Origin of the sequence: Tenacibaculum sp. nBUS_03 (assembly GCF_051201695.1) — a bacterium.
In the GTDB taxonomy this organism is placed as follows: domain Bacteria; phylum Bacteroidota; class Bacteroidia; order Flavobacteriales; family Flavobacteriaceae; genus Polaribacter.
On the sequence record NZ_CP179214.1, the window covers coordinates 1675701 to 1701648 of the forward strand.

A 25948-nucleotide genomic window follows, 5' to 3' on the forward strand; every position below is an offset into this window, starting at 1 on the left:
TCTAAGTTTCTTTTTCATAGCAATTTTCCACTCAATTTTTGAGTGGTTTTTTTTTGAAATTTAAATACGAATGAGGTAATCTAGTTTCTTTATTATATTTTGAAATAACCCCCACACTTGGGTCATAAAATTCATTATCTACCTTTAAAGTAAAATGACCATTTATACTTTCATCAGGAAACTCTAACAATACAATTGAGTTATTTGGAACGTCTTCAAAAGTCCTAACTTTTTTATATGAAGTATCATATCCATTGGATTCTAAAAAAGGTTTTAAATCTTTAATAATATTTGTAGATTCTTCTTTGTTTAAAAGCTTACAAATTTCAGTAACTGACTTTCCTGTTATCATAGACAATACTGTTTGTCCGCATTTTTTTGTTTTATAGCCTTGTGACTTATATTTCATTTTACTTTTGTATAATATTTTCTTACTTAAATCTCGGACATAAAAAAACACCTTGAAAAAGGTGTTTTGTGGTAAGTATGTGTTTTATTTTAACAGTGGAGGATATGTACTGTTGCTAATAAATTAACCTAAATTTTCGGTTAATAACTAAATTTTATAAAAAATCAAAACTAAAAAGACAAAGACTTGATTAACATTGCTATACACTCAATGTTGTGTGTTCGTTTTTTATTTTCTTATTTGTCTTCTAAATTCTTTGTAAATAGAATCCCATTCTTTATTTCCTTCTCCATTTATGAATTTATACTCTTTTCCCTTCTTTGTTTTTACACTAATCTCTATATCTGTTCCATCAACTTCCTTATAACTTTTTCCGTTAGTTAACTTTTTAAATGTTGCTAAATCCACCTTATTTACCAAACTTTTCCATTTATATTTATTATTAGCAATATTTTTATTTATGTTCTTTGTTGTATCTACTGCAAGATAAAAATGATGAGAAATAGAATCTTTATTAAAAATATAAATATCACTTACTCCTCCCTCTCCTCCACAAGTATGGATAATTATTTCATTTATTGATTCTTTTTGACTTTCAATATTCTCTTCTTTTTGCTTAATATTTAATTTACAAGACAAAATAGAAGATACTAAAAACAATAATATAAGATTTTTTTTCATTATTTCTCTCTTATTTCTTTTTTCATTCTGTTCTTTCAAATGGCACACAACGGTTTGTATAAGAATAGTAAAGGATTAAAATGCGCTTACTTTCTGTTTTAGCACTTAGCCAAATTTACAATTTAATCGTTAATTTTCTTTAAACCGTCAAATTGTAAATTTGGCGGACTTTGTTAATATGCATCAACTTTTGGTTTGGCACTTAACCCTTATTATTTTTATACTTCTTAAGTTAGTATTTCGGTTTTTTTATTTCAATTGGATACCTAATTTCTCCCGCAAAATCTTCCCTTATAATTTTTAAAATATTCTCATTATTCATAAATTTAGTTAAATCCATAAAGTGTATCTCCATATATTGCCACCAAGACCAATCAAGACTTTCTTTTTCTGACATTATGTTTAAAAGTAAAGTTTGAATTTCGTTAAAGTCAGAACTGATGTATAGTTTATCAGCTCTAAATTCCTCTATAAATTTATCACGTTGCTTTTCAGAAATTTGCTTGTTCCAAAATTTGTTAACTACTTCTTGGTAAGAAAGTATTTCGTCTTTTGTTTTTAAAGAATAAGTTGACGGGTCGATTTGATTTATGCACTTATTCAGACATTTAATACGTCTCCTATGAAATAATAATTCCTTTTCTGTCATTTTTGGAGAAGAGTAGTCTAAACAAATTTCAGATTGAAAATATTCATCTATTTTGCATAAATGATAATATAGTCCTTCAGTACCATTTTTATGAAAAACTTCAATGTCACAAGTTTCTATACCAACATATTTGATGAGTCTATTCTTACATTCTGAACATATACTATCTTGTTTGTCATTTTTTTTTTGACAATAGACACAAAAGTATTCCATAATATCTGTTTTTTTTCAACTGAATGCTAACGTTTACGTATAATAATAGTGCGATTTTGCTTGCTCTGATTTTCCATAGGAAAATCAGAGCAAGCAAAATCGCACTAGCCTTTAGATTTAGGACTAAACTTAAGCATTATTTTTATACATCTTAAGTTAGCTTTTAGTGCCTTTTCATTCATTTCAATTTTCAACTATCTTCTAGTGATTTTTCTGTATTAAATAAATTTTGTTAGTTTTTTGACTTTTAGTACAATTCGTTTTCAAATGGTTTAAAACTGTTAAGTTGAGGCAATGGTCTTATATGTACTTCTTTCTTAATTTTTAATGTAATTTCAGATGTTTCGTGTATTTCAGATTGTTTCGTGTATTTTCCAGTTAGTAGATTAAATTCTGTTTCGGTAATATTTACACCATCCCAATTAACATAACTAAAATAAGTTAACTCAAATTTTCCATTTTTAAATATAAATTCATATCGAGAATTTCCTTTTATGTAAAAGTCTAACTGCAACTTTCCTTCTTCAATATAAACATCTGGAATTTGATTACCATTATGCTCCCCATTATTTTCAATAGGGTACATTGCTTCAATTATTTCGGTAGACGAAAAAAATAATTTAGACATCCCGTTTGGTTGAGAAAAGAAGATTTGCAGTCTAAGTGGTCTTGTTCTGTTTACTGTATCCATGGATATGATAGCCTTGTCCAATAGACCATCTTTATTTAGGTCGCCCACAGATTGTCTTATCAGATAATTAAAATTATCATTCAAATTTTTACTCTGTGAATAAACATTCACATAAGCGAAAAGTATTATTATTAGAATGATTATTTTTTGCATTTTATATTCTTGTAATTGATGAGTTATACATTTTTTTTGCATTAAAGCTAACGGTTTGTATAAGAATAGTAAGGGATTAAAAAACACTTACTTTTCGATTTCACACTTAGCCAAATTTACAATTTTACCGTTAATTTTCTATAAATCGTCAAATTTTAGATTTGGCGGACTTTTTTAATATACGCCAAGTTTGGGCTTGGCACTTAACCCTTATTATTTTTATACCTTGTTGGCGGTAGTTTTCTTCTCAATCGTATCAATAAGTTGATTAAAAAATTCCTTCATACAATTTGTGGAACAAAAATAAATATCAAACTGCCCACCTTTTGATTCGTCAACAATATCTATATTAAACCCATAATTTTCACTGTTTTCTCCAGAATGGTATTGGACACTTAAAAATCCTTCCATTATATCAGAAGGGATTGATGTATCATTATTTATCTTTTCAAGTGCACCTCCATTCAAAACATAAAATTCAGAATTCAATGTTATTCTGTTTGTTTTACAAATTGGGCATATTTCATCATTTGGAAAAAATGATTTTGTCTTTTTAGTTATAATTGGGTATTCCATTTTTACAAATTAAGCATTTAGTATCTCATTCCAATATTTATCAAATCCATCTATGTCTATCTGTTGAATGTCGTGATCCATAAAATGTAAATGCCAATCACGTCCATTAAGAAAAGGTTCTTTGGGATAATTATTATTGTAACCATTACAGTTTATCCTCCATAAATTAAAGTACATTGTATTAAAATCATTTAATTGTACAATCCTATCTATTCGCTCCCTCAGTTCCTTCTTATTTACTGGATAATAAAAGTGGTTTGTACCTTCTAATTCTTCTATGATAAAGAATGGGAAGTTCAAATTCTCAAATTTTACAATTTTCAAATCCCCTTTAGTATCTTTTAGAAATGATTGAGCCTCTGATTCATCTTTAAATATCCCGTAGATTAGTTTAAATCTTCTATCATTAAATTCCTCTCCAATTAAGTACATTCTCGTTTTTCAATTACCGCCAACGGTTTTGTATATGAAAAGTAGCAGATTTAAGTGTGCTACTTTTTAGTTAAAAACAAAGATAACAGAAAAGAACCAAACTTTCATTTTATCTCTTAACTGCTATTTTTCATATACGTTGTTGGCTGATCGTTCTTTTATATTTTTGAAAAACTCAGCACTCTGCTAAACATAATTGTATAAAGCAATTTTTTAATTTTCAAACTTCTCAATATCATTTAAAAACTCTAAAGCTTTCATCGTTTTTGAACCTGTAAATAACCTTATCGTTTTTCTTATCCATTTAACATGTAGGTTTTTGTAATTTAGTTTATTTAAAAACCAAACTAACGGGATAATTAATAAGGAATTAACCATAAGGTATTTTAAAACAAAATCAGCGTCCATATTTGCATATAAGTCAATGTTGAATAAAGAATCGTAAGCAACCACGATATATGACCACCATATTGGGGTGAATAAAAACATTAATTTCACAATTAACAATCCGTGAGCATTTACTAATTCTATCTTTTTTCTTATGTCAACTATTGGTTTTGCAAAGTCAATTTGTTGCAATAAGGTAACTTGTCCAATACTGCCCGCTAATGCAATTAGTGTGAAAACACCAACAATAATTCCGCTTATCGCTAGATGTGTTTGGCTCCAATTACTTGCAATATAATTACCCATAAATAATGCTAATAAAGAAAAAACTACAATTTCTATAATTCTGTACTTAAGAATACTTAGTGTTCTCTTTTCTGATTTTTCTAAATTGATACTTTTAAAAGAGGCTACATTTAAACTTAATTTTTCATCTAGTTTAGAATCGTAAGCTGCTAATATATTTTTTAATTCGTTTGCTTCCATAATTTTATATATTTTGAAATTTTTTTTTTAATTTTAATTTAATTCTACTAATTTTTGTGGCGACATTAGTTTTAGTAATACCAAGTATTTCTGAAATTTCCTCATAACTTTTCTCTTCTAAATACAATAGCATTAGTGCTTTATTTAGTTCGTTTAAATTTTGAATGAATTCTTGTAATAATTTTAGATGATAATTTAATTCTGTTTGCTCTTCAATAGTATCTTCTTCTATTTTGAAAATTGATTCTTCATTGTAAAAATCATTTTTCATAGACCACTTTTTTTCTTTTCTATAAAAAGAGATCGCAACGTTTAGGGCAATTCTATACATCCAAGTTGAATATTTATAATCGCTATTATAATTATCAAACGAATTCCATAATTGGATAATAATTTCTTGTTCTAAATCTTTTCTATCTTCTTTATTTTGGCAATAAGAGTTCACAATTTTATAGATGATATTTTTATGCTCATCTATAGTTTCTATGAAATATTCTTTTTTATTTGCCATCATTTGTAAGTGATTTTACTTTTGTAATTTATAATTATTTATTCATTGTGGAACTAAATCTCTTTGTTTAATATATTATTCGCAATGCAGATAAAAAATCACACTTTTTTAGAAAAATATTATAAATAATAAGAAAAAGCAGTGATTGTAGTTCCTAGGATTAAACTAGAAATACCTTCTTTTAATGATAAACGTTTTTGGTTGATAGTGTCTGAATAAGCAATCCATAATGCAAGTAATGCACAAGAAAAAAATATTGCAACAATATAAGTTGGGAAATAAATAGTAACTATACCAAACCAACTGAAAACAATTTCTTCTAGTACTGCAAATCCGAATGTGGCTAATATAGGGTTTGATTTTGTAGGTTTTAATATTAACAAGATGCCACCATAGGACAGAATTAAGCAAATAATTAGTGGCAAAACTTGAGTAAAATATGATAAACTGAAATAACTCTTTAAAGAAAAATCAAAATATTCTTTTAAATTAGTATTTAAGTCTGATTGTAATAGGAAGATTATACTACATAAAATACCTATAAATGAAAATGCTATACCGATAATTTTTCTAGTTGCCATATTATAATAAGTTCGTTTACTTATTATTCGCAAACTTTCAAAAAAGTCACACTTTTTATAATTTATTTAGCTTGTTGATTAAAAGAATATAGCTTTTGTTCACGACTCAGAATGACAGACAACGATTTGTGTATGGTGCGTATCCCGAAGGGTATGCACTATAAACCTTGTTAGCAATAGTTTTTTCTTTGTTAAATCCATAAATCATCTTCTTCATAAATATGAAAGTGTATTTGACCTATTCCACGATATACGGCAATTTCAGGGTTATTTAATTGATTTTCTAACTTTTTAAATCCAAAAAGATTTACCTCTTTTAAATTAAGTAAATAATTCAAAGCTGTAATATCTATAATGTTTTCATTTAAACTTAAATATTCATTTGAAAAATCTAAATATTCTAATTTTTGCAATGATTTTAAAATACTAAAATTAGTTTGTTTTAATTCATCAATACGTAAATGCGTTAAATTAGGAGTGTTAGTTAAAATTTCTGAAAGTTTATCCGTGTCTTGTATATAAAGTTTTTTCAAGTTTAGCATTTTTCCAAAGCTGTTAAAATGTTTTACATAAGGGCATTCTAAAATCTCTAAATTAGTTAGTTCTATTTTAATTATGTTGTCTCCTTGTATAGATAGTTCTTTTAAATTTGGGAATTCTTTTGATGATAAAGTTATTTTTTCTTCTCCATCAATTTGTAATCGTTCTAACTTTTCCAGCGTTGGTAATGGACTTATTTTCTGAAAATCATACTTTACACGCAAAGACTTTAATTCTTTTAGATGTTTAAAACCTTCATAATTAACATTATGATTACAAAGGTTTAATCGCTCAATATTTTTTAGTTCTTTTAAGTTTATAGTAGTAATTTCCTCTTTTTCTTCAAAATCTATATATAAGTATAAACTTTTTAAATTCTCCATTGATAGAATTTGATTTAAACTACTACTTTCAGCTCCATTAACTTTTAATAAATCTAACTGTTGAAATTGGTTGATAATATCAATATCTTTAAATTCATCATCGAATGAAATAAAAGTTTTCAATTGGTCTTTTAAAGGAAGTAATTCTTTTAGGCTATTAATACCTGTTTCTGAATTGGTTTCAATATTTATAAGTTTAGTGAATTTCGTTAAATATTTTGTCTTTTTAAATGTAGAATCCTGAAGATTTAAAGTTTCAATATTTGAAGAAATATCTAAAAACGAATCTAAATAAACATCTGATTTGTCAAAACTTAAATATTTTACATTTATGAAATTCTCAATAAAATCTAATTTATCAACTTTTAAATTCTCAAAATGTAATTTATCAATGTAATGTATAATTGGAAAGATATTTTTTAAATTAATCACTTGTTCACTTTGCAATATTTTACAATAAATTTTTTGATGTTTATGTGTTGTTTTAGCTGTATATTCAGTGTTGGTATTACTATCAATATGAAAGCTGTCAAGCTTTTCAAATAGATATAAATCACTTATATATTTTATATTACAATTTATAAGTGTTATGTTTTTTGTTTCCTGAAAACATATAAATGAATTAATGTTTTCAAAAGTCATATTTGAAATGCGTAGCCATTGATGATTTTTTGAATAATTTGAATGTTTAGTATAGTGTTCTAATTTTTCTAAGCTACAATTATTAAATTCTAATTGATATATTTTAGGTAATTCACTTATAGCATAGCTATGGTCAATTTTACAATTTGTAAAAAAAGCAAACTTTAATGCTATACAATTTATCAGGCTTACTGCATTAAAGGTTGTGTTTCTTATAGTAATATTTAAAAGAGTTTCATTTAGAATTATTTCATTATCTGAATTTTCAAAACTTACATTTTCCAATGTTAATCGATAAAGGTTTTTTATTTTTAATAATTCAGATAAGCTACTAATAGTTGCATCTTTAATTGTAAGCCCGAAGATGTTGTTTACATTATTAAAACTTTCAATATGAAGGTTGTTTAAATATAATTTGTGAATATCCTTATCTTGATTAAACTGTTTGTAAATTTGATAAGAATTTTTTTCTCGTTTTTCATATTCATACGGCTCAAGTTTTACACCTAAAATATCTTCTAATTCTTTTACTTTATTATTCATTCAATTATAGATAATTTCACTTGTTTTAAATTATTGCTAACGGTTTAGCTAAGCTGCGTTTTAATGCAGTTTAGGTGTTGTTGTAAAACGTTTTTAATTTGGTTATTTTATTTTCAATTTCAGATTCCGATTCATAAGGTGATTCTGCCATAAAGTATGAGTAAGCCAAATCATTTATTAATTCACATGCTTTTTCATAATATTCTTCAGCGAATTCTTTTGGGAAATTTTGATGTTCAGTCCAATTTTTGACGAAATCAGATATATACCAAATACCACAAGCAGTATCTCGTGATAACTTCAGATTTTCTTTTGTTCGTTTACATTCATCATTTAATTCAGTCAGTAGGTTAATAAACGAATCGTGATTCCAATTCAAGTCAGTTCTTAATTCAAGTAAAAATGAACCATTTTTAGCTTTTAATTCGTCTATTAATTTCATCCTAATTATTTTCAGAGCCCCTGTCTAATTTGTAAGTTACAGAAATAACCTTTCCATCTTTTCGTTCAACTTTGTCAGCGTCTTCAGCAGCTATATCCAAAAATTCCTGCGTAAAGGGATTCGGTTGAGAATATAAGAAACTCCAACTTGAAGAATTAAAGACCATATCTTTCGCTTTTCCGTAATCGATATTTAACTTTTCCACAATTATTTTCATTGTCATAATCGGATTAGAACCTGCTTTTTTTAAATCAGATATAAACTCGTCTATTTCCAATTCAGACGAAGATTCATTTACGTTCCGTTCAATTATTTTTTCAATTTCTTTATTGTGTTCGAGCATTTTTTCAAATGTTTTACAACTCCTTATATAAAGAATAAAGTTCTCGTTTATCCGATTATTCTTCCGGATAAAAGGAACTTTTGTTCCTCTTTATCTTTATTTGTTAAGGTGCTTTTTTTCACAAATATAACTTTTACAATTAATTATTTAAAGACAACAACAACCTTTTATTCCTTTTTTATACAAATCAAAAGATTGTTGTTATCCTCAAATTTTACTTACCACAATTATGTCAAAGAACTTTTTTCAGCTTTTTAGTAGAACTGAGTAACTACTGTTTTTACTTTATTTTGTTTTTTCTTTTCGCATAAAATTGGCTGTGTAATTTTCTCATTGATTCAACTACCCAATCTTTTTCTGAGTTTATTCCGTAGACAACTGATAAACTATCATAATCTGTATCTCCAAAAGTACAACCTGCTCTACCTGAATCATGGTTTTCACAACATCTCCTAATGCTTAAAAGCACATGATGGAAATGATCTCTTTCTTCAATTAAATCTTGGATAGCTTCTACACTACCGTATTTCTTAATTAATTCTTCCATTTTATCTACAGTTTTATTTTAAAATTTATGTGACTTATTATTTTTATTTGAGTCTTATTAGTAAATGAGTGTTATTCACTTTTAGTAAATAATTTGTATAAGAAAAGAAGTATTCCGGGGGGACTGCTTCTTTTCTTTTTTACTACTGTTTTACTTTGTGTATATATGCTTATGAAAAAGATTCGAGATTTCATTTTTTTAATTCTTCTAGCACCTTTCCTTCCCTTTTTCGATTTATTTCACGGCTTCCAAGAAAACCCAAAGGGTATTTTATTTTTTTTGATAATACTTGGTTTATTATTTATTACGGCTTACTTTATAACTTAATAATCTACAGATTTAATGTGTTTACAATTAATTCTAGTGGTATTTCTTCAGTAACTCTAAAATGGAAACCTTGTCTACCAGCTTTTATAATTTTACCTAATTGAAATACATAGTACTCAATACCTTTTTCAGCTCCCCATTCTTGTTTCCCTGTACTTTTTTCCAATCCTAACAACTCAATTACAAATTGTGGACGATCTTTAGCATATCCATTTGAAAAAGTAATTGTATCTACAATTGGTAAATAAGTTTCTCCTTTAATTACTTGAGGGAATAGATGCCAAAACCTTTTATCCCAAAATGGTTTTATCTCTCGATACTCTTGTTTTTTCTCTCCATTAAGTATCATTTCAAACCATTTTCTTTTTAAATTCAGATGTATTGTATTATCGGTCATACTACTGTTTTAATGGTTATACCCTATTAGTATAATGGTTTTCACTTATTCAAAACTGTTGGTTTATACCATAACAACTATAGGTATTACACCTATTTTAATTATCTTTTTGTTTTACAATATTTGCATTGTATTTATTCTGTGTATTAACAAGTTTTCATAAATTTTTAACTTCACACAGGTTAAAAAAGTTAATACACAGTTTTTTGTGTTTATTTAGAATTTAGGGATTCTTAAATACATTCTTAGTTAGCTAGTCTTAATAAATTAGCTAACTTTTTTATTCAAATTTCTACTCTTTTAATAATTTATGTTTTGCTTTTGCTAACTGAATAACATTCTGCATCTGTTCAGTCGACAAATTCCATTCTCTCATCTCTTCAATCCACTTTTCAGCTAGTGCCTCTTCTTTAGTTGATATTATTACTTTTTGCCTTGGAGACGGTGGTGGATTTCTATTTGAACGAGAAACCTTTGGTTTTGATTTATGATAAACTTCCATGTTATAATAACCTTCTTTTAATATTTTATAATTTGATATTGTTTCTCTTAATTTATTTATCCGAATGTAATTTCTTCATCAGGATTATTGTATTTACTCTCTTTTACCTCTTCTATAGTCATAGTTCCTGCTATCGCCATAATAGAAGCTATGATTCCATCAATTCTAGTGGTAGATTTTGATTTATCTAACCTCACATTTTCATTAGTATCATAAATCGGAACACAACCTGAAAGCATCCATTTTAATATTGGGTTGTTTCCTACTCTCAACTTTTCACTCATAATCAATCTCATTAATTCTTTTGTTGGACTTGTATAATTCATGAGCGTTTGTGTAAATGGTGATAACTCTATATTTTCATTCATAAAATTTTGAACTAATACGCCACTAAACTTTCTATCATACTCAACATGCTTTGTTTTATGCTGATAGTATTGCTTTACCACTATCTTTTCAACCTCTGAATAATCAACCATATTTCCTTCTGTTGCTATCAAATAAGTATCATTATCATTTACCGCATTTTCTCGCTTCATTGATGCCCAATAACGATAAGGTACTCCGTCTTCTTTACTTCTTTTATCAATCGTTTCTTTTGGGCAAAAGCACCATACTTTTAAATCTCTTATACCTTCTTCATCAGGCTCAGAAATCATTGCATAAGCAGTTATATCAGTGGTTGCTGAAAGGTCTAATCCTCCACAATTACCATACGTTGTGAAATTTTCTTCTTTAATCGGTTTTTGACATTTATCCCAATACTCTGCATCTATCCAAACCGTAGGTGCATCAACCCACATATTCAAATGCTTGGTTTTAAAATTTGGAATCTTTGATGGTTGGTTCTTTGCTTTTTTATATTCACCTAATAAAAATTCCATAGACACGGTTACTCCTAAATTTGGATTTGCTTTTACCCAGGTACTTGAATCTTCCCAATCATCACCTTCATCTAAATCATGAATCATTATTAAAAAACTATCATCTTGATCAATACCTTCTAAAATTCGCTCACAACTTTCTTCAAATTTTTTGCAAACTCCATGAACATTGAATCCTGCAGTTGTAATTGTTTTAGTTAACGGTTGTTTTCTTGATGCTGATGAGCTTTCTAAATTCTCTTTTACTGAATCATCTTTATGCGCATGATATTCATCAATAATTGTGCGATGTGAATTAATTCCATCCTGTGTTTTTGAATCTCCTCCTAATGGTTTCATAAAAGAATTAGTTGGTAAAAACTTGATTTCTTTTTGATACACTCGGAAGCCTATTTGTTGTAATACACTTGATTTCTGAATAAACTCTGAGGCTTGACCAAAACAAAGTTTTGCCTGTTCTTCCTTGGTAGCTCCGATGTAAACCTCTGCTCCTTGCTCTAAATCAAAAGACATTGCAAACAGTCCATCACCAGCTTCTACAGCTGTTTTACCATTTTTCTTTGCTACTTTCTCATACGTGTTTTTAATTAACCTTACTGGCTCGCCAAACTCATTATACTTTTGCCAACCGTAAATGTTATATAACATAAATTGTTGATGTGGGGCCAGCATAAACTTTTTACCTGCTGATTTTCCTTTTGTATGAACTAAAAATGTTTCAAAGAAATTGATTGGCGCAAAACCTTTTTTATGATCTAACCAATATCCTTTTTTATTGGCTTCATCAAGTAAATTGAAGAAACGTTTTATAGCTAGTTTTATCTTTCTACCTGTAATTATTTTACCATTTTCAACATCATATGCATATTGAAAAGGAATAGAGTTTTTTATTTCTTCAGGTACTCTCATTATGCTCCGTACATTTTATTAACTATTGATGTAAATAAATCTAATTGACCATCAGGCTTTTCTTCAGATTTCAATTTCTGGCGGTCTTTAATACTCAACCCAAAATGAGAAGACACTTCGTCCAAGTGTTTATCTGCTTTTTCAATAACACTAACATGGCCCGATACATTTGTAGCTCCTGATTCAAACTTCTGAACTAGTCCTCCATTATATCCCTTCTCATTTACGGCTTTAATTGCCTGACACCTTGCATCCATCCAAAAAGCTGCTTTTTGCAAATGAGTTAAATCTAACTTAGAAAACTGCTTGGTTTTTAAAAACTCATTACCAAACCAATACCACCACATCACTTGATTATCATTCAATCCTGAAGCACTTGGAGGTTTTGGCAAATCTTTCAAAACCTCATACAACTCTTGCGCTTCTTTTGGCAATTCAACCACTTTGCCTTTTCCTAAATTGTTGTGTTTAACTTCCATTTTTACTTTGTTATTTTATACCCCCCCTATCTAAAAATTACCGTGAGTAAAATTCTATCTTGTAGGCGATGTACAGCGGATAATCCCTTTAGAGATTTAACCCCATACCCCTACTTTTCTTTATATCCGTGGGCTTCTTTTCCTGATTTACTATTATGACATTTACTACACAATGGTTGCGTATTCTCTGTTGAGTACACCGCGCCACCATCTTCAATACGTATGATATGATCTAACACCTTTGCCTCCACTACTAAACCCTTATCATTACACTTCCTGCACAAAGGCTCATCTTGCAACACTTGCTTTCTAAAATTACGCCACCTTCTACCATTGTATATCTTTGAATTATCTACCTTACGAGCGTGAACAACTCGTGCTTCTTGCCATGGTTTTCTTTTTGCTGTTGGTTTAGTTGGCATCTTCTTTCTTTTTAATCACTGATGCAAAATGCTTATAAACTTTAATCATTGCATTCGCTACTTTTGAACTATCCACTTGTTTATCATACTGGATTACCTTTCCATTATCTTCAACATGAATAACAAAAGACCTACCTTTAACAACAGGATAAACCTTAACACCGTTTCTTAAACATATTGCCATTGCTTTATTAATATCAATACGGCGGATCATCTTCATCTGACTCATAACTATAAATTGGTTCTACAATAACAGGCAACCCCTTTTTATCTACTGAGAAGCTGAATTTATCAAATCCTTTACCTCTTCCTAACACCTCTTCAACCCAACTAATATTCCCATCAGTTTCGTCTTTGGTTATTCTTATAACTGTTTGTGACTTATTCATTAATTCAGTACCTATATGACCTCGTGCCTTGCCATCTTTTGGGTTTACATGAAGAACTACTGCTACATGTATATCTAGTTCATAGCTCCATTTCATTAACAAAGTCATTACCTCAGTACACTCTACTGCATTATTAACATCCATCAATAAATCTCTTACTCCATCAATAATTAAAACCTCAATATCTTTATGTTCTTCCAGTAATAATCCAATAGCTTCTATTCTTTGAGCAGGACTTAATGGTCTTAAACCATACATAAACAAACCAATTTCACAGCCTACCAAAGACTTTATTCTTTTTGTTACTCGTTGGACATCAGATGGTGATTGCTCTGTATCTATCCAAAGAACACGTGCTTTTTTATTAGCATTAAACTTTCCATACAACCTCAAACCACCTATAATAGCGGCGCAAAACATAGTCAATGCAAATGTTTTTTTACTCTTAGCTTGCCCAACCCAGCCACTTATATCTCCTTTAGAAAATTTGTTTGTATTCTCTATTTTTAATAAAAATTCATTTTGTTTAATGTCATCAGAAGCCTTTACTCTAGCAGATAAAACCTTAGCTCTAAAAGACTCTACATTGGATGAATCAACCTTTGTTTGATTATCTTTTTTTATTAATTCCATATCAATTGACTTTTAATTTGGAACAACAAATCATCTACTAAAACCAACCAATCCTTTGAACATTCAGAAGGTAGCTTGTTACTTGACTTAATAGACCTCTTTAAATTTTCAGTGAATAAACTTGAAACCAGCGCTTCTTTTCTTGCCTCTGGATAGCTTATATCATGATCAATTTTTCTAACTATTTCATGAATAGATATAGCCTCATTATTTGAAATAGAAGTAAAAATCATTGTATACAACCTAGAACACAATAACCCCTCTAAAGACCTAAGCTTATATTTTTGTTCTAAAAACGCTTCAAAGGAATTAATCAAAGAAATAAAAGAGTTTAAAGCATCAATTCGAAACTCTTTAACCTTTGGATTTTTAATTTTTTCTAAATCATCAGTAAGAATACTGATGAACTTCTTTGCTCTTTCTATGTCATGATAAGGATTATTCATTAGTACTTCACATTTAAATATTTATTCAAATTACCTTCTTTCAATAGATAACTCGGTGTTGCAAACTTGAACCCACTATCCAAATGAAATTTATTTTTAATGTCTGATGAGTATAAATTTAGAACAGCCTTTGCCATTTGTTTACCAGTGAAACCATTTGTTAACTGTACCTGAAATAATGTTTTTATATCGTCAGTCACTACAAAATCTCCCCTACTGATTGAATTAAATTTAGTTATAAACCAATTCAACTCTTCATCACAATTAAGATCACTTACTTTTTGTATTCTAAACCAGTTTTGGAAATGCTTAAATAACTCAGTATTGTTATTATAAAACTCCTCTGTTGAAATTACATGTTTACAGAAGTCAGGCAATAGTTTTTCTACAGTAGAAATTTTAACCTTATTTTGCATAGCTACAACTTCATGTAAATATTTGTTTTTATTCAAAATTTCTAATAGTAATATATATCTATATTCTATATCTACTTCCTTATATATAGAACTTACAATTTTGTCGGTCGGACTTACAATTTTGTCGGTGGAATTTTGTGTTTTTGAGGCTTGACTTACAATTTTGTTAGTGAGTGATTTTTTTTCGTTCTCAATCCCTTTGTTCACAAGGGTTTGCAAACCATCATTTTGTGCTTGACCTACAATTTTGTTAGTCAACGACTTTTTATCAATTTTTAATAATTTTTTACCCGAATTTGTGAAGGTATACCAATTGGTTCTATCGTTTCTTTTTTGATTGAATTTTTCCGATTTTAACAGTCGATTTTCAATTAATTTACTCAGCGTATAGCTTAACTGCCTTTGTGTTAAATATGGGAAATACTCTCCTAGCTTTTCTAACTTCATACGCACCCAATAATCGCTACTAAAAAAATTAACACCATCAGCTTTATTTTTTAAATACCAGAAACTAAAATGCTGCAATAACAGCGCTTGATGAACATCGTATTTAGATGCTATTTCTACCGAAAAACTATGAGAAGCACTCATTTTACACTACTTTTTTACAAAATTTACACTCTTCTAACCCATCAAAAAAACCAACGCGCCCGCATAACTTAGCACCCTTACACTTTGGTTTTGGATATTGTTTTTTAACCTTGCAATACTGTTTATTTACCACAACTTGTTTCTTTTACTTTATAGCTTAATACCATAAATTAGTTAGTTTCTTATCTTATTTTTTTGACATAAAAAAAACACCTTCTAAAAGGTGTTTTGTGGTAAGTAATTTGTTTTTAACGTTTAGTAAATAACTAGTACGTTAGTTAAAAGTAATGAGCTTTCAAATTCGCATTGAGACAAAACGTTTTATTTTTTTTTAAATCTTATTTACTATAAAAACTAAATTTTATATTTAGCGGACTTTATAAATAAGTGCAGACCTTTCGATTAAACACAAAAGCCCTATGCTTTCTTATAGATTATTACCAACGTACTTTTTACTCCAAACTTTGAATTTTTCTTTAAAATTATTATTAAATATATCCAAATCAAAAGTCAGTCTTTCGTTTATATTGTTAGCAGAAAAAGAAACTCCATCCGCAAATAGATTTTCTATTCCCTTTATTTTAGAATTATATAGTTCATCAGAAACAACCCAAGTCTCACATTGAAAAAGCATAAGATTGGTTAATTTCCGATGGACTCTTCTAAGATTTTCTTTAAAATATGTATAAAAATATCCTTTTAGTTTATCCGCGTCCATTTTATGAAAACCCATTAACAGAATAGTTTTATTATTGTAAGGAAAAATGTTAATGAATATTTCAGAAACTCTTTCCATATCTTTCCCAAATTTTTTTTTATAATTATTCATTTCCTCTGTGGTGTCATAATTAAAAAAAGAAGACATACACATACCTATATCCTTTATTTTGCGACTTTCAAATACATATGATTCTGTTTTGTTATTCAAGTCATTCCATATTTCAGATTCCGTGAATTGTAAATCAGCCAAGCCAAGCTTTTCCTGTTCGACATATTGAAGAAAATATGGGTTTCTGAATTTATCAGGGCGTTTTTGCATTAAGCATTCATACATTTTAAGGTTAACTTCTTTTCTCCAAATTTCATTATAAACCGTTCTTAATGCAAAAAGTAGACAAGATTTATAATCCTTAAAGTCAATTTCTTTGGTTTCAATTTTTTGAAATAACTCAGTATCATGGTAATTGCAGAAACAATCAAAGGAATATATACGGTTTATTCCTGTCCTTTTAAATTGAAATTGTGGGTTTTTAAAATTATTAATTTCTAATTCCCATAAATGTTTGTCAGGCGCTATTGCGGATAAAATTCCGTTTTTTTGAAGTATATGAGAATTTATTGATCTCTCATCGCAATTAGGATGATAACAAGTATTAATTCCAGATATCGCTGAGCTTTTACAGCCAGTAACAAGTTTAGCAAATTCAATCTCTTCTTTCGTCATGTGTTATGTTGGGTAACGGTCTTGCGTATGAAACGTAGCGCGCAAAAAGACACTAATTATTCTGATTAATACAGAACCGAATTTTTATATTTTATTTTTCTCTTTTTAAAAGCCAAATTAAAAATTTGATGGACTTTTGACAATAGACAAAAATCTTTCAGTTTAGTAGTTATGAGCTATGTTTATAAACCGTGTTAGGGTACTTTTTACATCAACCTGATTAATTCATCCAATCCACCGCTGATAAGCCTTTTAAATAATTCTTTTTTTCCTGCCTCATAAAATTCTCTTAATAATTTCACGCTTGATTTTCTAAGCTTGGCAAATATTTTACTGAATTTTGTGACAACTTTTTTCTTCGTACTTTTTCCTAATTCACTCCTTAAGACCTTAACATCTTCAATTATTTCAAGAATCTCTGAGTTTTGTTCTGACTCAGATAATAATTTAATTTCCATATAATTCAAATACTTATCAATGAAGATTTGTTGTTCAGTTGAAAATGTTGAAGTATTAGCATCTTCATCTACAATTTCAAACTCAGTGTAAAATTCTTCTTGATATTTTTTCACTAATTCATCTTCTGGAGTTAAGCTACTTTTTTCAAATATCTTTAGCCAACCTATCCATTTTTGAAACTCGTCTATTACTTGTTTTTCATTTCGACTTTTAACAACTCTTTCATTACTTTGTATAGAGGATGGAGAAACATCAATACTGAAAATAGGAGAACCTTTAGATAATTCTAATCTGATTAATTCAAATTTAAAATCACTTGTTTTATCGATATCGTCAAATCGGATTAATTTTCTTTCAGTGTATATTTTAGATATCAGGCTAACATTATTATCCCCTATTTTTGTTAGTTGATCATTTATCCGATTTAAGGTTTGTAATAGAATTAATGGCAAATCTTTTTTATTCATTTGGTTTTATTTTTATGCTGATGGATTTGTGTATAAAACGTAGCGTGCAAAAAACACTAACTTTTAGGATTAACACAGAGTCGAATTTTTATATTTTATTTTTAATTTATCAATTTTAAGAGCTAAATTTAAAAATTTGGCGGACTTTCTAAACACACACAAACCTTTGATTAAGTACTTATTAGCTATGTTTTACACACCACGTTAGGTGTTGTTCTTTTTTAGTATTTACTCAACCAATTTTTTATATCAAAGTAGTCGTTCAATTTGATTTGGTCATTCATTATAGAGGCTTCTTTAATAGCATCTTTGGTAAAAGTACTTGTTGTTACAATAATACTTTTAGAAGGTCTACGTAAATTGTGAACTCCTGCAACTTCTCTAATTATAGAAACTCCAACCTTATTTGTTGGTGAATATCTTTTACACTCTACGTAAGCAAGAAAATCAGTTACAGCATTTTTTATATTAGCGATAATATCCCGTCCTCCATCTCTTGTCGCTTTAGTCAGTTCAACATCAAATCCAAAATCCTCCATAATACTTGCAATTAGTTCCTCAAATTTTCTTGGGTCTAATTTGTATAATTTTTCAGGATACTGCTTGAAGTATTTTTTAATCTCTAAGTTTATATCAGTTATTATTAAACCAGATTTTTCTATTTCCTCATCATTAGTATCAAAATTAAAAAGGCTTTCTTTTACTTCACCTTCCTGAACTAAACCAGTTATTTTCGTTTTTAATTTTTCTGTTGCTAAGTCTATAGATTCTAATGACGCTTCTCCGTGAATAGCTCTGTATTTTCCATCACTATCAAGAGCCATAATAACAAATCCCCAATCATTATCGAAATTATCAAGTAAAACAGTTGCAATTATATTGTTATCATCATCTGAAAACCATAATTTTTCTTTGGCATAAAAACTAGCCATAGGATTATTCTCATTTGGATAAGAGTGAAATTCATCTTGAAATATAGTTTTAATTGACATATATTTTGGGGTATTGCACCTAACTCCTTATATAGATAATAAAGCTCTAGTTTATCCAATTATTCTTCTGGATAAAAGGAACTTTTATTCATTTTTATCTTTATATGTTAAGTTGTTTTTTTAACAAATATAACTTTTACAATTAATTATTTAAAGACAACAACAGCCTTTTATTTCATTTTTATACCAAACAAAAAGTTGTTGTTATCCTTAAATTTTACTTACCACAATTATGTCAAAGAACTTTTCGGTTTAATGGGTACCGAAAACCATTATTTTATATTGGCTTTTCTTTTCAGGCATCCGCATCATTACAATACGGACACCTTGAAAAAAGAAAATCTAACCAAACAACATACTACTAAATTGTATTTTCTATAACCTCTTGAGTAGCCTCTACTACTTCTTGAAACATTGCCATAATATCACTAGTCCAAAACTCACTTTTAAAATCATATTCTCGCTCATCTTCTAGCTTATTTTTTACTTGTTTAATTAATTCTTTTCCCATTTTTAAAATCTTTAAAAAAAAGACGGAAAGCATAAAAACCGCCTTGTTAACAAACCTTATCATTCTATAAAATGAAAAACTATGCTTTTTTAACCTCTCTTTATGTACCCTACCACATGTAAGAGAGGAAATCAACTAACCAAACTTTAAACTTCAATACTTTCATTTATACTTTTAACCATACAATCAACCTCTGTTTTAATGTCCTCTAAAATGTTTTTTAGCGTTTTTATGTATTCTATAATGGTTGATTTTTTTGAGTATGTAGGTGTAGTTAAAATGTAATGAACACTTCTATGTGAATAATACTTCTTAAACCTTTCTTTAACTCCAAATTGACAAGTATTCCACAATTTAAAAAGAAGGGCCTTTAACTCATCTAAACTTAAATCTTCAAGATTTTTAGCACTCATTTTTTTCTTACTATTTTAAACCCTCTTCTTAAATTTCTTCTGGGCTTTCTCATATCAATATCATTACCTAACAAAGCCGTCATAAAATGAACCCCCAAGAAAAAAACCGCTACTCCTTTTACTATTTTTTCATTGTTTTTAATCTTCTCTAAATACTTACTTGGATCACCATATTGTAGCACAAACTCTTTTGTTAATTCGGCAGAATTTCTAAGACTGTTTGTTATTTTTATGGAGGTTAAATGAGTATCAATTGTACGAACAGAGTTAAATAATATTTTTGCTGCTCCTTTTGCCCCTTCTCCATTTGCTATTAGCGCGGTAACTTTAAATTGAGCATTAGTTAGTTTTAGTTTATTTTGGTTTGTTGATTTCATTGATGTTTTTATTTTGGAGGGTAAAGTTTACTTTGAAATCTTAATTTCATTTCTTGTATCATTTTTTCTTTTTCAGTCATTTTCTTAGGCTTTTTATTTTTGACCATCTGTAAATCCTTATTTAAAAGCCCAATTAACTTAATCTTCTCTTCAGAAGATAATTCTTGAATTATTGGATAAACAGTACTAGCTAACATCTTTATAAAAAACTTTGTTTCAATTCAAAACCTAAATTTGAATCATACATTAATTTTAGTTTGTTTTGGTTTGTTGATTTCATTGATATAAAAAAATTTATCTACCCTTTTAACGCTCTTTTATTTCTACCATCAAATATTCTAAGTACATACTCGTAAGCTTCCGCATTTGTTATAAGTGGTTGTTTCTTTTTTCTTGCCCTAACCCTTTTTTCTGATGGGACATTAACACCTAGCATTTTATATAACCTTGGCAACTCTTCCTTTGGCAAAGCTTGTATTACATTATACGCTGTTTCTGCTTTCATCTTTGATACTCTTTTGATTTTATTTGTTGCATTTTCTTTTCGAACACCTCTCGGGTTATCATTATTTTACCCTTCATCTTTTTGGCCTTGAAATCGAACTCTTTTAACCAATTGCGCATTGTTTTATCACAAACGCGTGCCTCTTCGCAAGCTTCCTTTACAGTTAGATACTTGGATTTAGGCTTTTCTAAAATTTTTGCCACTCTTTGCTCCACCACCTCATTAAGTATGGATACAAACTCTTTCTTGGTAATATTGTGTATTTGAAGTATTTCTTGCATGGTTAATTAGTTTAGTTTTCCACCTTTTATAGGTAATTATGCGTAATTACATGTGCAATAATTGCTCATTAACGTTAAATATTGTTACTTTGTTATGAATGCGTTACAAATATATAGTGAAAAAATGTTACTAACCAAATTTAATGTAACTTTTTTTCACATTAGGTGAAACGAACTTAAATTTCGTTAACAAAAACCTCATAAACAGAATGTTAGATATTAAAAAAGAACGAGAAAAACTCGGTTTAACACAACAAGAATTAGCAGACCATCTTGGAATCACTAGAAAAACGATAATTACCTATGAGAATAAAGGTAACATTCCAGAATCTAAAACCAAGTTAATAAGTTACTTTTTTTCACAATACTCAAAATCAAAAAATGAAGAATATAGTGAAGAAATCAAAAATTTCTCAGAATCTAATGTTTTATTTGTGCCATTGGTAAACCATAGAAATCAAGAAGAATTTTCACAAAAATATAACAACCAAAATTTTATTAACGGGCTACATAAAGAACCCTGGATAGTAGACAATCCAAAAGATGGTAATTACGTATCGTTTGAAATTTTTGGAGATAGCATGCTCTCCGATCGTGCTGAAGAAAGCTTGTTACAAAATGATATTTTACTTTGCAAAGAAATTGAAGAAAAGCATTGGGATAGGTTACCTATTAAGCAATACGATTTTGTTTTACTGCATAAAACGGAAGGTGTATTGTGTAGAAGAATTGCCGAAACTATTTTAGACACCCAAAAACTAATTTTAGAACCTTTAAATCCTCTCTATAACGAAACCAATGTAGAGCTAAATGATGTACTCGCTATTTACCGCATAATTAGCGTAAAAAGGTTTAGAAGAAGGTTGTAAGAAACCGCAATAACAATACAAAAGAAACGAAAAAGCAAAAGGAAACAAGTATGGAAATACCAATCAACAGAGAACTATCTCGGTTTAAAAATCATATTCAGCCTAAAGACAATAACAAAATTATACTTTCAGGCATTTTCGGAATTGGAAAAACTACTTTTATAAAAGAATTCTTCAATAAAAATTCAGAGTTCTACACACCCTTTTTTATAAACCCTGTTAACTACAGTATTGCTCAAAATGAAGACATATTAAAACTTATAAAATACGATATCATTTTTGAAATATTAAAAAATGGAAATGTTGAATACGAGTTTGAAAAATTCAGTCTAAGCGAAACAAACCAGTTTTATATTTACAAAAATTATATATCTCTACTTCGCTCAATAGTTAAGCATTTTGGAAAAATTGGCAAATCTGTCTCGGAGATTCTAAAAGATATTCAAGAACTCAAGAAAGATATGATCCAATTTAACAGTGAATATAATAAGGACGAAAAGGCAGAACTACTTAAATTCTTAGAAGACATTAGTAACGAAAGTGGCTCAATATACGAAGAAGACACAATTACTCAAATTATAAGCAATATCATTTCAAAGATTGAAACCCCTCCAGTTTTAGTAATTGATGATTTTGATAGGCTTGATCCTGAACATATTTTTAGATTATTGAATATTTTTTCCTGTCACCTATCTACTGATTATGCTTTCAATAAATTTGGCTTTCATAAGATTATTTTAGTCTGTGATATATCCAATATAGAAGCTATATTTTCACATAAATACGGTAAAAAAACTGATTTTGTAGGTTACCTCGACAAGTTCTATAGCAATGAAATTTTCTATTTAGATACTAAAATAGGGTTTAAACAATATATAAAAAGACATATAATAAACTTTAACAATAAACTTTTTAACCCTGCCACTAAAGAATTAATAATAACAATCCTACAAGATTTAACAGAACTAAACCTTTTTAATGTAAGACAACTGAAAGAGAAAGTTAATGATAATTTTGCATTAATTATTAAAGATAAAAGCTTTCAAGTAGATGGAGAACGTTATATCTCAGGAAATGCATATGGAAATTTTAAAGACACTAACTTTTGTTTAGCTATAAGTTTTTTAAGTAGTTTATATGGAGGTTCAAAAAGCCTAACAAAAATACTTAAAGACTACAATGATAGCGGCTTCATTACAAAAGAAAAAAAACCATATTTTTTATATCCAGTAATCGACTTTTTAAACCTTACTATTAATAAAACAAAAGAAGAAAAGGTTGTAATACCTCTAAATGAATATGGTTTAAATGTTACAACAATATACAAGAAGCACTATAAATTCGAATTAGAAAGTGTCGAATTTGAATGGATCGAAGAAAAATATTCTGAAATAGATGAAAACAAAACAAAGGGAAATCAAAAAGTTAAAGCTTTAAAGTTTATACCGTATCCTAAAATTATACACAAAGCGTTTGAAAATTTCAAAGACTTAGCCTATTGGTCATGACACTTCCAAAACTTTTAACTGTCAACGATATTGTCAACTCAAAAAAAAACCTCTGTAAACATAGTGCCTACAGAGGTTATTAGTGGAGACGCCGAGAATCGAACTCGGGTCCAAACAAGCAGCTCAAAGGCTTTCTACATACTTAGTTTTTGTTTAATTTTCATCCTAAAGCTGACCAAAAACAGCCTACTTTAAGCCTATCTCCTTTATTTTCAAAAACCTATCGAAGTGCTAAGTTTTCTATGTTTATTTTTACGATGCCCAAAAGTGAAACGCCATAAACCAAGGCTTTCCGTGGACATAAAGCTTGCGCACCTTGTGCGCCGAGGCTAATCTTACTATTAATTCAGATTATGCAGCTAAAGCGTAGTTATCTTCGCCGTTTAAAAAGTTGAAATAAGTTTTACGAGTTATCATTTCACTCCTCGGTATGCTTACGTTATCACTGACCTTGCTGTCAAAACCAGTCGTCCCCAATATGTCAAAGAATTACTTATCTATGTCAAAAATAATACCATCTAATAAAATATTAAATGAAAACTTACTCTGTTTAAATAAGCGAAGGCAAATATAAAAAAATACTACTTGTAAAATACTTTTAAAAAAAGTATTTTCGCAGAAGTTGTTGTAAACTACAACATTTATAGACAAATTGTTTAATTTTAATACAAATAGAGTAGATATGAAATTCGGAATTATAAGAGAACGTAAAAATCCACCAGATAGAAGAGTTGTGTTTTCGCCTCAAAAATTGCAAGAATTTCAACAACAGTTTCCTCAAGCTGAAATTGTAATAGAAAGTTCTGATATTAGAGTTTTTAATGATGATGCTTATAAAAATGCAGGGTTTAAAGTTACTGATGATATCAGTGACTGTGATGTTTTATTAGGCGTTAAGGAAGTGCCTATTGAAAATTTAATTCCTAATAAAAAATATTTTTTCTTTTCACACACTATTAAAAAGCAGCCTTACAACAGGAAACTGTTAAAAGCGATGTTAGAAAAAAATATTGAACTATTTGACCATGAAACTATTATAAAAGAAAATGGAGCTCGCTTAATTGGTTTTGGACGTTATGCTGGTTTGGTTGGTGCTTATAATGGCCTTAGAGCTATTGGTTTAAAAAATAATTCTTTTACTTTACCCAAAGTTGAAAGTTTATCTGATTTAGATGCAGTAAAAGCAGAATTAGATAAAATTACACTACCAAATATCAAAATTTTACTATCAGGTACTGGTAAAGTTGCCTATGGGGCAAAAGAAATTTTAGATCATTTAAAAATAAAAGAAATAAGTGATGCTTTATATTTAACAGCTAAATTTACTGAACCTACTTATTGTATGGTAGATGTTATGGAGTATAGTAAGCGTACAGATGGTAAAGTAGGAGATAAATTTGAGTTTTATAAAGATCCTAGTGGTTATGAAAGCAACTTCATGCCATACGCTAAAGAAACCGACTTTTTTATCGCTGGTCATTTTTATGGTGATGGGGCTCCTTATTTATTTACTAGGGACGATGCTAAAAAAGAAGATTTTAACATCAAATTTGTAGCAGATATTTCTTGTGATGTTGACGGACCAGTAGCTACCACAATAAGACCATCAACAATTGCAGATCCAATATATGGTTATAACCCAGTAACTGAATCAGAAATTGATTTTAAAGATGACGCTGCTATAGTAGTAATGGCTGTTGACAATTTACCTTGTGAACTTCCCAAAGATGCTAGTGAAGGATTTGGTGATATGTTTTTAGAACATGTAATTCCTTCTTTTTATAATAATGATAAAGATGGTATATTAGCCCGCGCTAAAATGACAGAAACCGGAAAATTAACCAATCGTTATTCCTACCTTCAAAATTTTGTAGAAGGAAAAGAATAACTACAATATCATTCCCGCTAAAAAGCGGGATTTTTTTATGCTACCTGACAAACAGTTTTTAATTGATACTGCAAATATGAAAATGCCTTTTGGTAAATATAAAGGCACTTTTTTAATTGATATTCCTGAATATTATTTAGTATGGTACAAGAACAAAGGTTTTCCTGCTGGAAAATTAGGAAAAATGATGGCACTTGTTTATGAATTACAACTTAATGGATTAGAAGATATTTTAAAGAAAATTAGGAGCTTCTAATTTTTTAGGTTTTTCTACATAAAGAACAGTAACTATGCCTAGTGTATAAGCTATTAAATCACCTATACTAAATGTTGCTCCCAAAATTATAGTTGCTAATTTATTGTTTTGCATTCCTATAAACTCTAAAAAAGAGGTTAATTGTAAAAACTCTACTAAAAAAGAAAGAAGTAGCACACCTATTCCTATTGTTATGTTGGAAAAACTGAAAAATGCTTTCATCAAATAAAAAAGTAAAATTACTACCAAAAAATCGCCCAATGTATGCCTTATAAAACCAGTAGTTTGAGCTATTATTAACTCTGTCACAAAAATTAAAACTACTTTCTTTAAATAACTTAAAGTAACCTTCATTTATACAATTTTAAAAAAGT

36 protein-coding genes and 1 other RNA gene are annotated in these 25948 nt (G+C 28.7%); 4 read left to right on the forward strand and 33 right to left on the reverse strand.

What is annotated here, in order from left to right; all coding sequences use genetic code 11:
- Positions 1–31: 31 nt before the first annotated feature.
- The 31 genes from ACMFBB_RS07815 to ACMFBB_RS07965 all read right to left on the reverse strand — a co-directional run bounded on the left by ACMFBB_RS07815 (position 32) and on the right by ACMFBB_RS07965 (position 21053).
- The gene (locus ACMFBB_RS07815) at positions 32–409 is read right to left on the reverse strand and encodes a hypothetical protein (protein WP_435263859.1); all 378 of its coding nucleotides are present in this window, start codon (positions 407–409) and stop codon (positions 32–34) included.
- 228 nt (positions 410–637) lie between these two features.
- A complete protein-coding gene (locus ACMFBB_RS07820) occupies positions 638–1090 on the reverse strand; it encodes a hypothetical protein (protein ID WP_435263860.1) in 453 nt (150 codons plus the stop codon).
- A 232-nt stretch (positions 1091–1322) separates the two neighbouring features.
- Complete coding sequence (locus ACMFBB_RS07825) at positions 1323–1952, reverse strand: hypothetical protein (protein ID WP_435263861.1); 630 nt, start codon at positions 1950–1952, stop codon at positions 1323–1325.
- A 247-nt stretch (positions 1953–2199) separates the two neighbouring features.
- Positions 2200–2838 (reverse strand): hypothetical protein, encoded by a 639-nt coding sequence (locus ACMFBB_RS07830; RefSeq protein WP_435263862.1) that lies wholly within the window; start codon positions 2836–2838, stop codon positions 2200–2202.
- Between the two features lie 177 nt (positions 2839–3015).
- Positions 3016–3372, reverse strand: a complete 357-nt coding sequence (locus ACMFBB_RS07835; protein ID WP_435263863.1) for a hypothetical protein — start codon at positions 3370–3372, stop codon at positions 3016–3018.
- A gap of 9 nt (positions 3373–3381) precedes the next feature.
- Positions 3382–3672, reverse strand: coding sequence for a hypothetical protein (locus ACMFBB_RS07840; RefSeq protein WP_435263864.1), 291 nt, complete (start codon positions 3670–3672; stop codon positions 3382–3384).
- 345 nt (positions 3673–4017) lie between these two features.
- Positions 4018–4677: a hypothetical protein gene (locus ACMFBB_RS07845; protein ID WP_435263865.1), complete on the reverse strand. Its 660-nt coding sequence runs from the start codon at positions 4675–4677 to the stop codon at positions 4018–4020.
- Positions 4678–4681: 4 nt separating this feature from the next.
- Complete coding sequence (locus tag ACMFBB_RS07850) at positions 4682–5191, reverse strand: RNA polymerase sigma factor (protein ID WP_435263866.1); 510 nt, start codon at positions 5189–5191, stop codon at positions 4682–4684.
- A 116-nt stretch (positions 5192–5307) separates the two neighbouring features.
- On the reverse strand, positions 5308–5769 hold the full coding sequence (locus ACMFBB_RS07855; protein WP_435263867.1) for a hypothetical protein: 462 nt from the start codon (positions 5767–5769) through the stop codon (positions 5308–5310).
- Positions 5770–5960: 191 nt separating this feature from the next.
- Entirely contained in the window at positions 5961–7877 is a 1917-nt protein-coding gene (locus tag ACMFBB_RS07860; RefSeq protein ID WP_435263868.1) for a hypothetical protein, read from the reverse strand.
- Positions 7878–7947: 70 nt separating this feature from the next.
- Entirely contained in the window at positions 7948–8319 is a 372-nt protein-coding gene (locus tag ACMFBB_RS07865; RefSeq protein ID WP_435263869.1) for a hypothetical protein, read from the reverse strand.
- A gap of 1 nt (position 8320) precedes the next feature.
- Positions 8321–8662: a hypothetical protein gene (locus ACMFBB_RS07870; RefSeq protein ID WP_435263870.1), complete on the reverse strand. Its 342-nt coding sequence runs from the start codon at positions 8660–8662 to the stop codon at positions 8321–8323.
- 280 nt (positions 8663–8942) lie between these two features.
- Positions 8943–9209: a hypothetical protein gene (locus ACMFBB_RS07875; protein WP_435263871.1), complete on the reverse strand. Its 267-nt coding sequence runs from the start codon at positions 9207–9209 to the stop codon at positions 8943–8945.
- 331 nt (positions 9210–9540) lie between these two features.
- On the reverse strand, positions 9541–9933 hold the full coding sequence (locus ACMFBB_RS07880; RefSeq protein WP_435263028.1) for a hypothetical protein: 393 nt from the start codon (positions 9931–9933) through the stop codon (positions 9541–9543).
- A gap of 292 nt (positions 9934–10225) precedes the next feature.
- A complete protein-coding gene (locus ACMFBB_RS07885) occupies positions 10226–10435 on the reverse strand; it encodes a hypothetical protein (protein WP_435263029.1) in 210 nt (69 codons plus the stop codon).
- A gap of 56 nt (positions 10436–10491) precedes the next feature.
- Positions 10492–12228, reverse strand: coding sequence for a terminase large subunit (locus ACMFBB_RS07890; protein ID WP_435263030.1), 1737 nt, complete (start codon positions 12226–12228; stop codon positions 10492–10494).
- Positions 12228–12707 carry a P27 family phage terminase small subunit gene (locus tag ACMFBB_RS07895; protein ID WP_435263031.1) on the reverse strand — a complete coding sequence of 160 codons (480 nt, stop codon included), beginning with the start codon at positions 12705–12707 and terminating at the stop codon, positions 12228–12230. Before ACMFBB_RS07895 ends, ACMFBB_RS07890 begins: the two co-directional genes overlap by 1 nt.
- A gap of 110 nt (positions 12708–12817) precedes the next feature.
- Positions 12818–13129, reverse strand: coding sequence for an HNH endonuclease signature motif containing protein (locus ACMFBB_RS07900; RefSeq protein WP_435263872.1), 312 nt, complete (start codon positions 13127–13129; stop codon positions 12818–12820).
- Positions 13119–13343, reverse strand: a complete 225-nt coding sequence (locus ACMFBB_RS07905; RefSeq protein WP_435263873.1) for a hypothetical protein — start codon at positions 13341–13343, stop codon at positions 13119–13121. The genes ACMFBB_RS07900 and ACMFBB_RS07905 overlap by 11 nt, the downstream gene beginning before the upstream one ends.
- Positions 13327–14151, reverse strand: coding sequence for an AAA family ATPase (locus ACMFBB_RS07910; RefSeq protein ID WP_435263874.1), 825 nt, complete (start codon positions 14149–14151; stop codon positions 13327–13329). The genes ACMFBB_RS07905 and ACMFBB_RS07910 overlap by 17 nt, the downstream gene beginning before the upstream one ends.
- Complete coding sequence (locus ACMFBB_RS07915; protein WP_435263875.1) at positions 14142–14597, reverse strand: hypothetical protein; 456 nt, start codon at positions 14595–14597, stop codon at positions 14142–14144. Before ACMFBB_RS07915 ends, ACMFBB_RS07910 begins: the two co-directional genes overlap by 10 nt.
- Positions 14597–15604 (reverse strand): hypothetical protein, encoded by a 1008-nt coding sequence (locus ACMFBB_RS07920; RefSeq protein WP_435263876.1) that lies wholly within the window; start codon positions 15602–15604, stop codon positions 14597–14599. Before ACMFBB_RS07920 ends, ACMFBB_RS07915 begins: the two co-directional genes overlap by 1 nt.
- Before the next feature lie 427 nt (positions 15605–16031).
- A complete protein-coding gene (locus ACMFBB_RS07925) occupies positions 16032–17048 on the reverse strand; it encodes a hypothetical protein (RefSeq protein WP_435263877.1) in 1017 nt (338 codons plus the stop codon).
- 206 nt (positions 17049–17254) lie between these two features.
- Positions 17255–17974, reverse strand: coding sequence for a hypothetical protein (locus ACMFBB_RS07930; protein ID WP_435263878.1), 720 nt, complete (start codon positions 17972–17974; stop codon positions 17255–17257).
- Positions 17975–18195: 221 nt separating this feature from the next.
- Positions 18196–18966 (reverse strand): restriction endonuclease, encoded by a 771-nt coding sequence (locus ACMFBB_RS07935; protein ID WP_435263879.1) that lies wholly within the window; start codon positions 18964–18966, stop codon positions 18196–18198.
- A gap of 361 nt (positions 18967–19327) precedes the next feature.
- Positions 19328–19477 carry a hypothetical protein gene (locus tag ACMFBB_RS07940; protein WP_435263880.1) on the reverse strand — a complete coding sequence of 50 codons (150 nt, stop codon included), beginning with the start codon at positions 19475–19477 and terminating at the stop codon, positions 19328–19330.
- 146 nt (positions 19478–19623) lie between these two features.
- A complete protein-coding gene (locus ACMFBB_RS07945; protein ID WP_435263881.1) occupies positions 19624–19890 on the reverse strand; it encodes a hypothetical protein in 267 nt (88 codons plus the stop codon).
- The gene (locus ACMFBB_RS07950; RefSeq protein WP_435263882.1) at positions 19887–20267 is read right to left on the reverse strand and encodes a hypothetical protein; all 381 of its coding nucleotides are present in this window, start codon (positions 20265–20267) and stop codon (positions 19887–19889) included. Before ACMFBB_RS07950 ends, ACMFBB_RS07945 begins: the two co-directional genes overlap by 4 nt.
- Positions 20268–20275: 8 nt before the next feature.
- Positions 20276–20464 carry a hypothetical protein gene (locus ACMFBB_RS07955; RefSeq protein WP_435263883.1) on the reverse strand — a complete coding sequence of 63 codons (189 nt, stop codon included), beginning with the start codon at positions 20462–20464 and terminating at the stop codon, positions 20276–20278.
- Between the two features lie 101 nt (positions 20465–20565).
- Positions 20566–20772 carry a hypothetical protein gene (locus tag ACMFBB_RS07960; protein WP_435263884.1) on the reverse strand — a complete coding sequence of 69 codons (207 nt, stop codon included), beginning with the start codon at positions 20770–20772 and terminating at the stop codon, positions 20566–20568.
- The gene (locus ACMFBB_RS07965; RefSeq protein ID WP_435263885.1) at positions 20769–21053 is read right to left on the reverse strand and encodes a helix-turn-helix domain-containing protein; all 285 of its coding nucleotides are present in this window, start codon (positions 21051–21053) and stop codon (positions 20769–20771) included. The genes ACMFBB_RS07960 and ACMFBB_RS07965 overlap by 4 nt, the downstream gene beginning before the upstream one ends.
- A gap of 209 nt (positions 21054–21262) precedes the next feature.
- Here ACMFBB_RS07965 and ACMFBB_RS07970 point away from each other — a divergent pair, with 209 nt between their 5' ends.
- Positions 21263–21922: a helix-turn-helix transcriptional regulator gene (locus ACMFBB_RS07970; protein WP_435263886.1), complete on the forward strand. Its 660-nt coding sequence runs from the start codon at positions 21263–21265 to the stop codon at positions 21920–21922.
- A 50-nt stretch (positions 21923–21972) separates the two neighbouring features.
- Positions 21973–23430: a P-loop NTPase fold protein gene (locus ACMFBB_RS07975; protein ID WP_435263887.1), complete on the forward strand. Its 1458-nt coding sequence runs from the start codon at positions 21973–21975 to the stop codon at positions 23428–23430.
- An 80-nt stretch (positions 23431–23510) separates the two neighbouring features.
- Here ACMFBB_RS07975 and ssrA read toward each other — a convergent pair.
- Positions 23511–23905: a transfer-messenger RNA gene (gene ssrA / locus ACMFBB_RS07980) on the reverse strand.
- A 207-nt stretch (positions 23906–24112) separates the two neighbouring features.
- On the opposite strand from ssrA, the gene ACMFBB_RS07985 reads away from it, so the two are divergent.
- Together ACMFBB_RS07985 and ACMFBB_RS07990 are read left to right on the forward strand one after the other, a co-directional pair.
- Positions 24113–25318 carry an NAD(P)-dependent oxidoreductase gene (locus ACMFBB_RS07985; RefSeq protein WP_435263888.1) on the forward strand — a complete coding sequence of 402 codons (1206 nt, stop codon included), beginning with the start codon at positions 24113–24115 and terminating at the stop codon, positions 25316–25318.
- Positions 25319–25355: 37 nt separating this feature from the next.
- A complete protein-coding gene (locus ACMFBB_RS07990; RefSeq protein ID WP_435263889.1) occupies positions 25356–25574 on the forward strand; it encodes a DUF3820 family protein in 219 nt (72 codons plus the stop codon).
- On the opposite strand, the gene ACMFBB_RS07995 is transcribed toward ACMFBB_RS07990, so the two are convergent.
- Entirely contained in the window at positions 25551–25928 is a 378-nt protein-coding gene (locus ACMFBB_RS07995) for a DUF2809 domain-containing protein (RefSeq protein WP_435263890.1), read from the reverse strand. The genes ACMFBB_RS07990 and ACMFBB_RS07995 overlap by 24 nt on opposite strands.
- Positions 25929–25948 lie beyond the last annotated feature (20 nt).

Excerpts from the sequence above, each read along its gene's own strand:
- ACMFBB_RS07815 (WP_435263859.1), bottom strand. The coding sequence starts at position 409 with ATGAAATATAAGTCACAAGGCTATAAAACAAAAAAATGCGGACAAACA.
- ACMFBB_RS07820 (WP_435263860.1), bottom strand. The coding sequence starts at position 1,090 with ATGAAAAAAAATCTTATATTATTGTTTTTAGTATCTTCTATTTTGTCT.
- ACMFBB_RS07825 (WP_435263861.1), bottom strand. The coding sequence starts at position 1,952 with ATGGAATACTTTTGTGTCTATTGTCAAAAAAAAAATGACAAACAAGAT.
- ACMFBB_RS07830 (WP_435263862.1), bottom strand. The coding sequence starts at position 2,838 with ATGCAAAAAAAATGTATAACTCATCAATTACAAGAATATAAAATGCAA.
- ACMFBB_RS07835 (WP_435263863.1), bottom strand. The coding sequence starts at position 3,372 with ATGGAATACCCAATTATAACTAAAAAGACAAAATCATTTTTTCCAAAT.
- ACMFBB_RS07845 (WP_435263865.1), bottom strand. The coding sequence starts at position 4,677 with ATGGAAGCAAACGAATTAAAAAATATATTAGCAGCTTACGATTCTAAA.
- ACMFBB_RS07850 (WP_435263866.1), bottom strand. The coding sequence starts at position 5,191 with ATGATGGCAAATAAAAAAGAATATTTCATAGAAACTATAGATGAGCAT.
- ACMFBB_RS07855 (WP_435263867.1), bottom strand. The coding sequence starts at position 5,769 with ATGGCAACTAGAAAAATTATCGGTATAGCATTTTCATTTATAGGTATT.
- ACMFBB_RS07860 (WP_435263868.1), bottom strand. The coding sequence starts at position 7,877 with ATGAATAATAAAGTAAAAGAATTAGAAGATATTTTAGGTGTAAAACTT.
- ACMFBB_RS07865 (WP_435263869.1), bottom strand. The coding sequence starts at position 8,319 with ATGAAATTAATAGACGAATTAAAAGCTAAAAATGGTTCATTTTTACTT.
- ACMFBB_RS07870 (WP_435263870.1), bottom strand. The coding sequence starts at position 8,662 with ATGCTCGAACACAATAAAGAAATTGAAAAAATAATTGAACGGAACGTA.
- ACMFBB_RS07875 (WP_435263871.1), bottom strand. The coding sequence starts at position 9,209 with ATGGAAGAATTAATTAAGAAATACGGTAGTGTAGAAGCTATCCAAGAT.
- ACMFBB_RS07880 (WP_435263028.1), bottom strand. The coding sequence starts at position 9,933 with ATGACCGATAATACAATACATCTGAATTTAAAAAGAAAATGGTTTGAA.
- ACMFBB_RS07885 (WP_435263029.1), bottom strand. The coding sequence starts at position 10,435 with ATGGAAGTTTATCATAAATCAAAACCAAAGGTTTCTCGTTCAAATAGA.
- ACMFBB_RS07890 (WP_435263030.1), bottom strand. The coding sequence starts at position 12,228 with ATGAGAGTACCTGAAGAAATAAAAAACTCTATTCCTTTTCAATATGCA.
- ACMFBB_RS07895 (WP_435263031.1), bottom strand. The coding sequence starts at position 12,707 with ATGGAAGTTAAACACAACAATTTAGGAAAAGGCAAAGTGGTTGAATTG.
- ACMFBB_RS07900 (WP_435263872.1), bottom strand. The coding sequence starts at position 13,129 with ATGCCAACTAAACCAACAGCAAAAAGAAAACCATGGCAAGAAGCACGA.
- ACMFBB_RS07905 (WP_435263873.1), bottom strand. The coding sequence starts at position 13,343 with ATGATCCGCCGTATTGATATTAATAAAGCAATGGCAATATGTTTAAGA.
- ACMFBB_RS07910 (WP_435263874.1), bottom strand. The coding sequence starts at position 14,151 with ATGGAATTAATAAAAAAAGATAATCAAACAAAGGTTGATTCATCCAAT.
- ACMFBB_RS07915 (WP_435263875.1), bottom strand. The coding sequence starts at position 14,597 with ATGAATAATCCTTATCATGACATAGAAAGAGCAAAGAAGTTCATCAGT.
- ACMFBB_RS07920 (WP_435263876.1), bottom strand. The coding sequence starts at position 15,604 with ATGAGTGCTTCTCATAGTTTTTCGGTAGAAATAGCATCTAAATACGAT.
- ACMFBB_RS07925 (WP_435263877.1), bottom strand. The coding sequence starts at position 17,048 with ATGACGAAAGAAGAGATTGAATTTGCTAAACTTGTTACTGGCTGTAAA.
- ACMFBB_RS07930 (WP_435263878.1), bottom strand. The coding sequence starts at position 17,974 with ATGAATAAAAAAGATTTGCCATTAATTCTATTACAAACCTTAAATCGG.
- ACMFBB_RS07935 (WP_435263879.1), bottom strand. The coding sequence starts at position 18,966 with ATGTCAATTAAAACTATATTTCAAGATGAATTTCACTCTTATCCAAAT.
- ACMFBB_RS07940 (WP_435263880.1), bottom strand. The coding sequence starts at position 19,477 with ATGGGAAAAGAATTAATTAAACAAGTAAAAAATAAGCTAGAAGATGAG.
- ACMFBB_RS07945 (WP_435263881.1), bottom strand. The coding sequence starts at position 19,890 with ATGAGTGCTAAAAATCTTGAAGATTTAAGTTTAGATGAGTTAAAGGCC.
- ACMFBB_RS07950 (WP_435263882.1), bottom strand. The coding sequence starts at position 20,267 with ATGAAATCAACAAACCAAAATAAACTAAAACTAACTAATGCTCAATTT.
- ACMFBB_RS07955 (WP_435263883.1), bottom strand. The coding sequence starts at position 20,464 with ATGTTAGCTAGTACTGTTTATCCAATAATTCAAGAATTATCTTCTGAA.
- ACMFBB_RS07960 (WP_435263884.1), bottom strand. The coding sequence starts at position 20,772 with ATGAAAGCAGAAACAGCGTATAATGTAATACAAGCTTTGCCAAAGGAA.
- ACMFBB_RS07965 (WP_435263885.1), bottom strand. The coding sequence starts at position 21,053 with ATGCAAGAAATACTTCAAATACACAATATTACCAAGAAAGAGTTTGTA.
- ACMFBB_RS07970 (WP_435263886.1), top strand. The coding sequence starts at position 21,263 with ATGTTAGATATTAAAAAAGAACGAGAAAAACTCGGTTTAACACAACAA.
- ACMFBB_RS07975 (WP_435263887.1), top strand. The coding sequence starts at position 21,973 with ATGGAAATACCAATCAACAGAGAACTATCTCGGTTTAAAAATCATATT.
- ACMFBB_RS07985 (WP_435263888.1), top strand. The coding sequence starts at position 24,113 with ATGAAATTCGGAATTATAAGAGAACGTAAAAATCCACCAGATAGAAGA.
- ACMFBB_RS07990 (WP_435263889.1), top strand. The coding sequence starts at position 25,356 with ATGCTACCTGACAAACAGTTTTTAATTGATACTGCAAATATGAAAATG.
- ACMFBB_RS07995 (WP_435263890.1), bottom strand. The coding sequence starts at position 25,928 with ATGAAGGTTACTTTAAGTTATTTAAAGAAAGTAGTTTTAATTTTTGTG.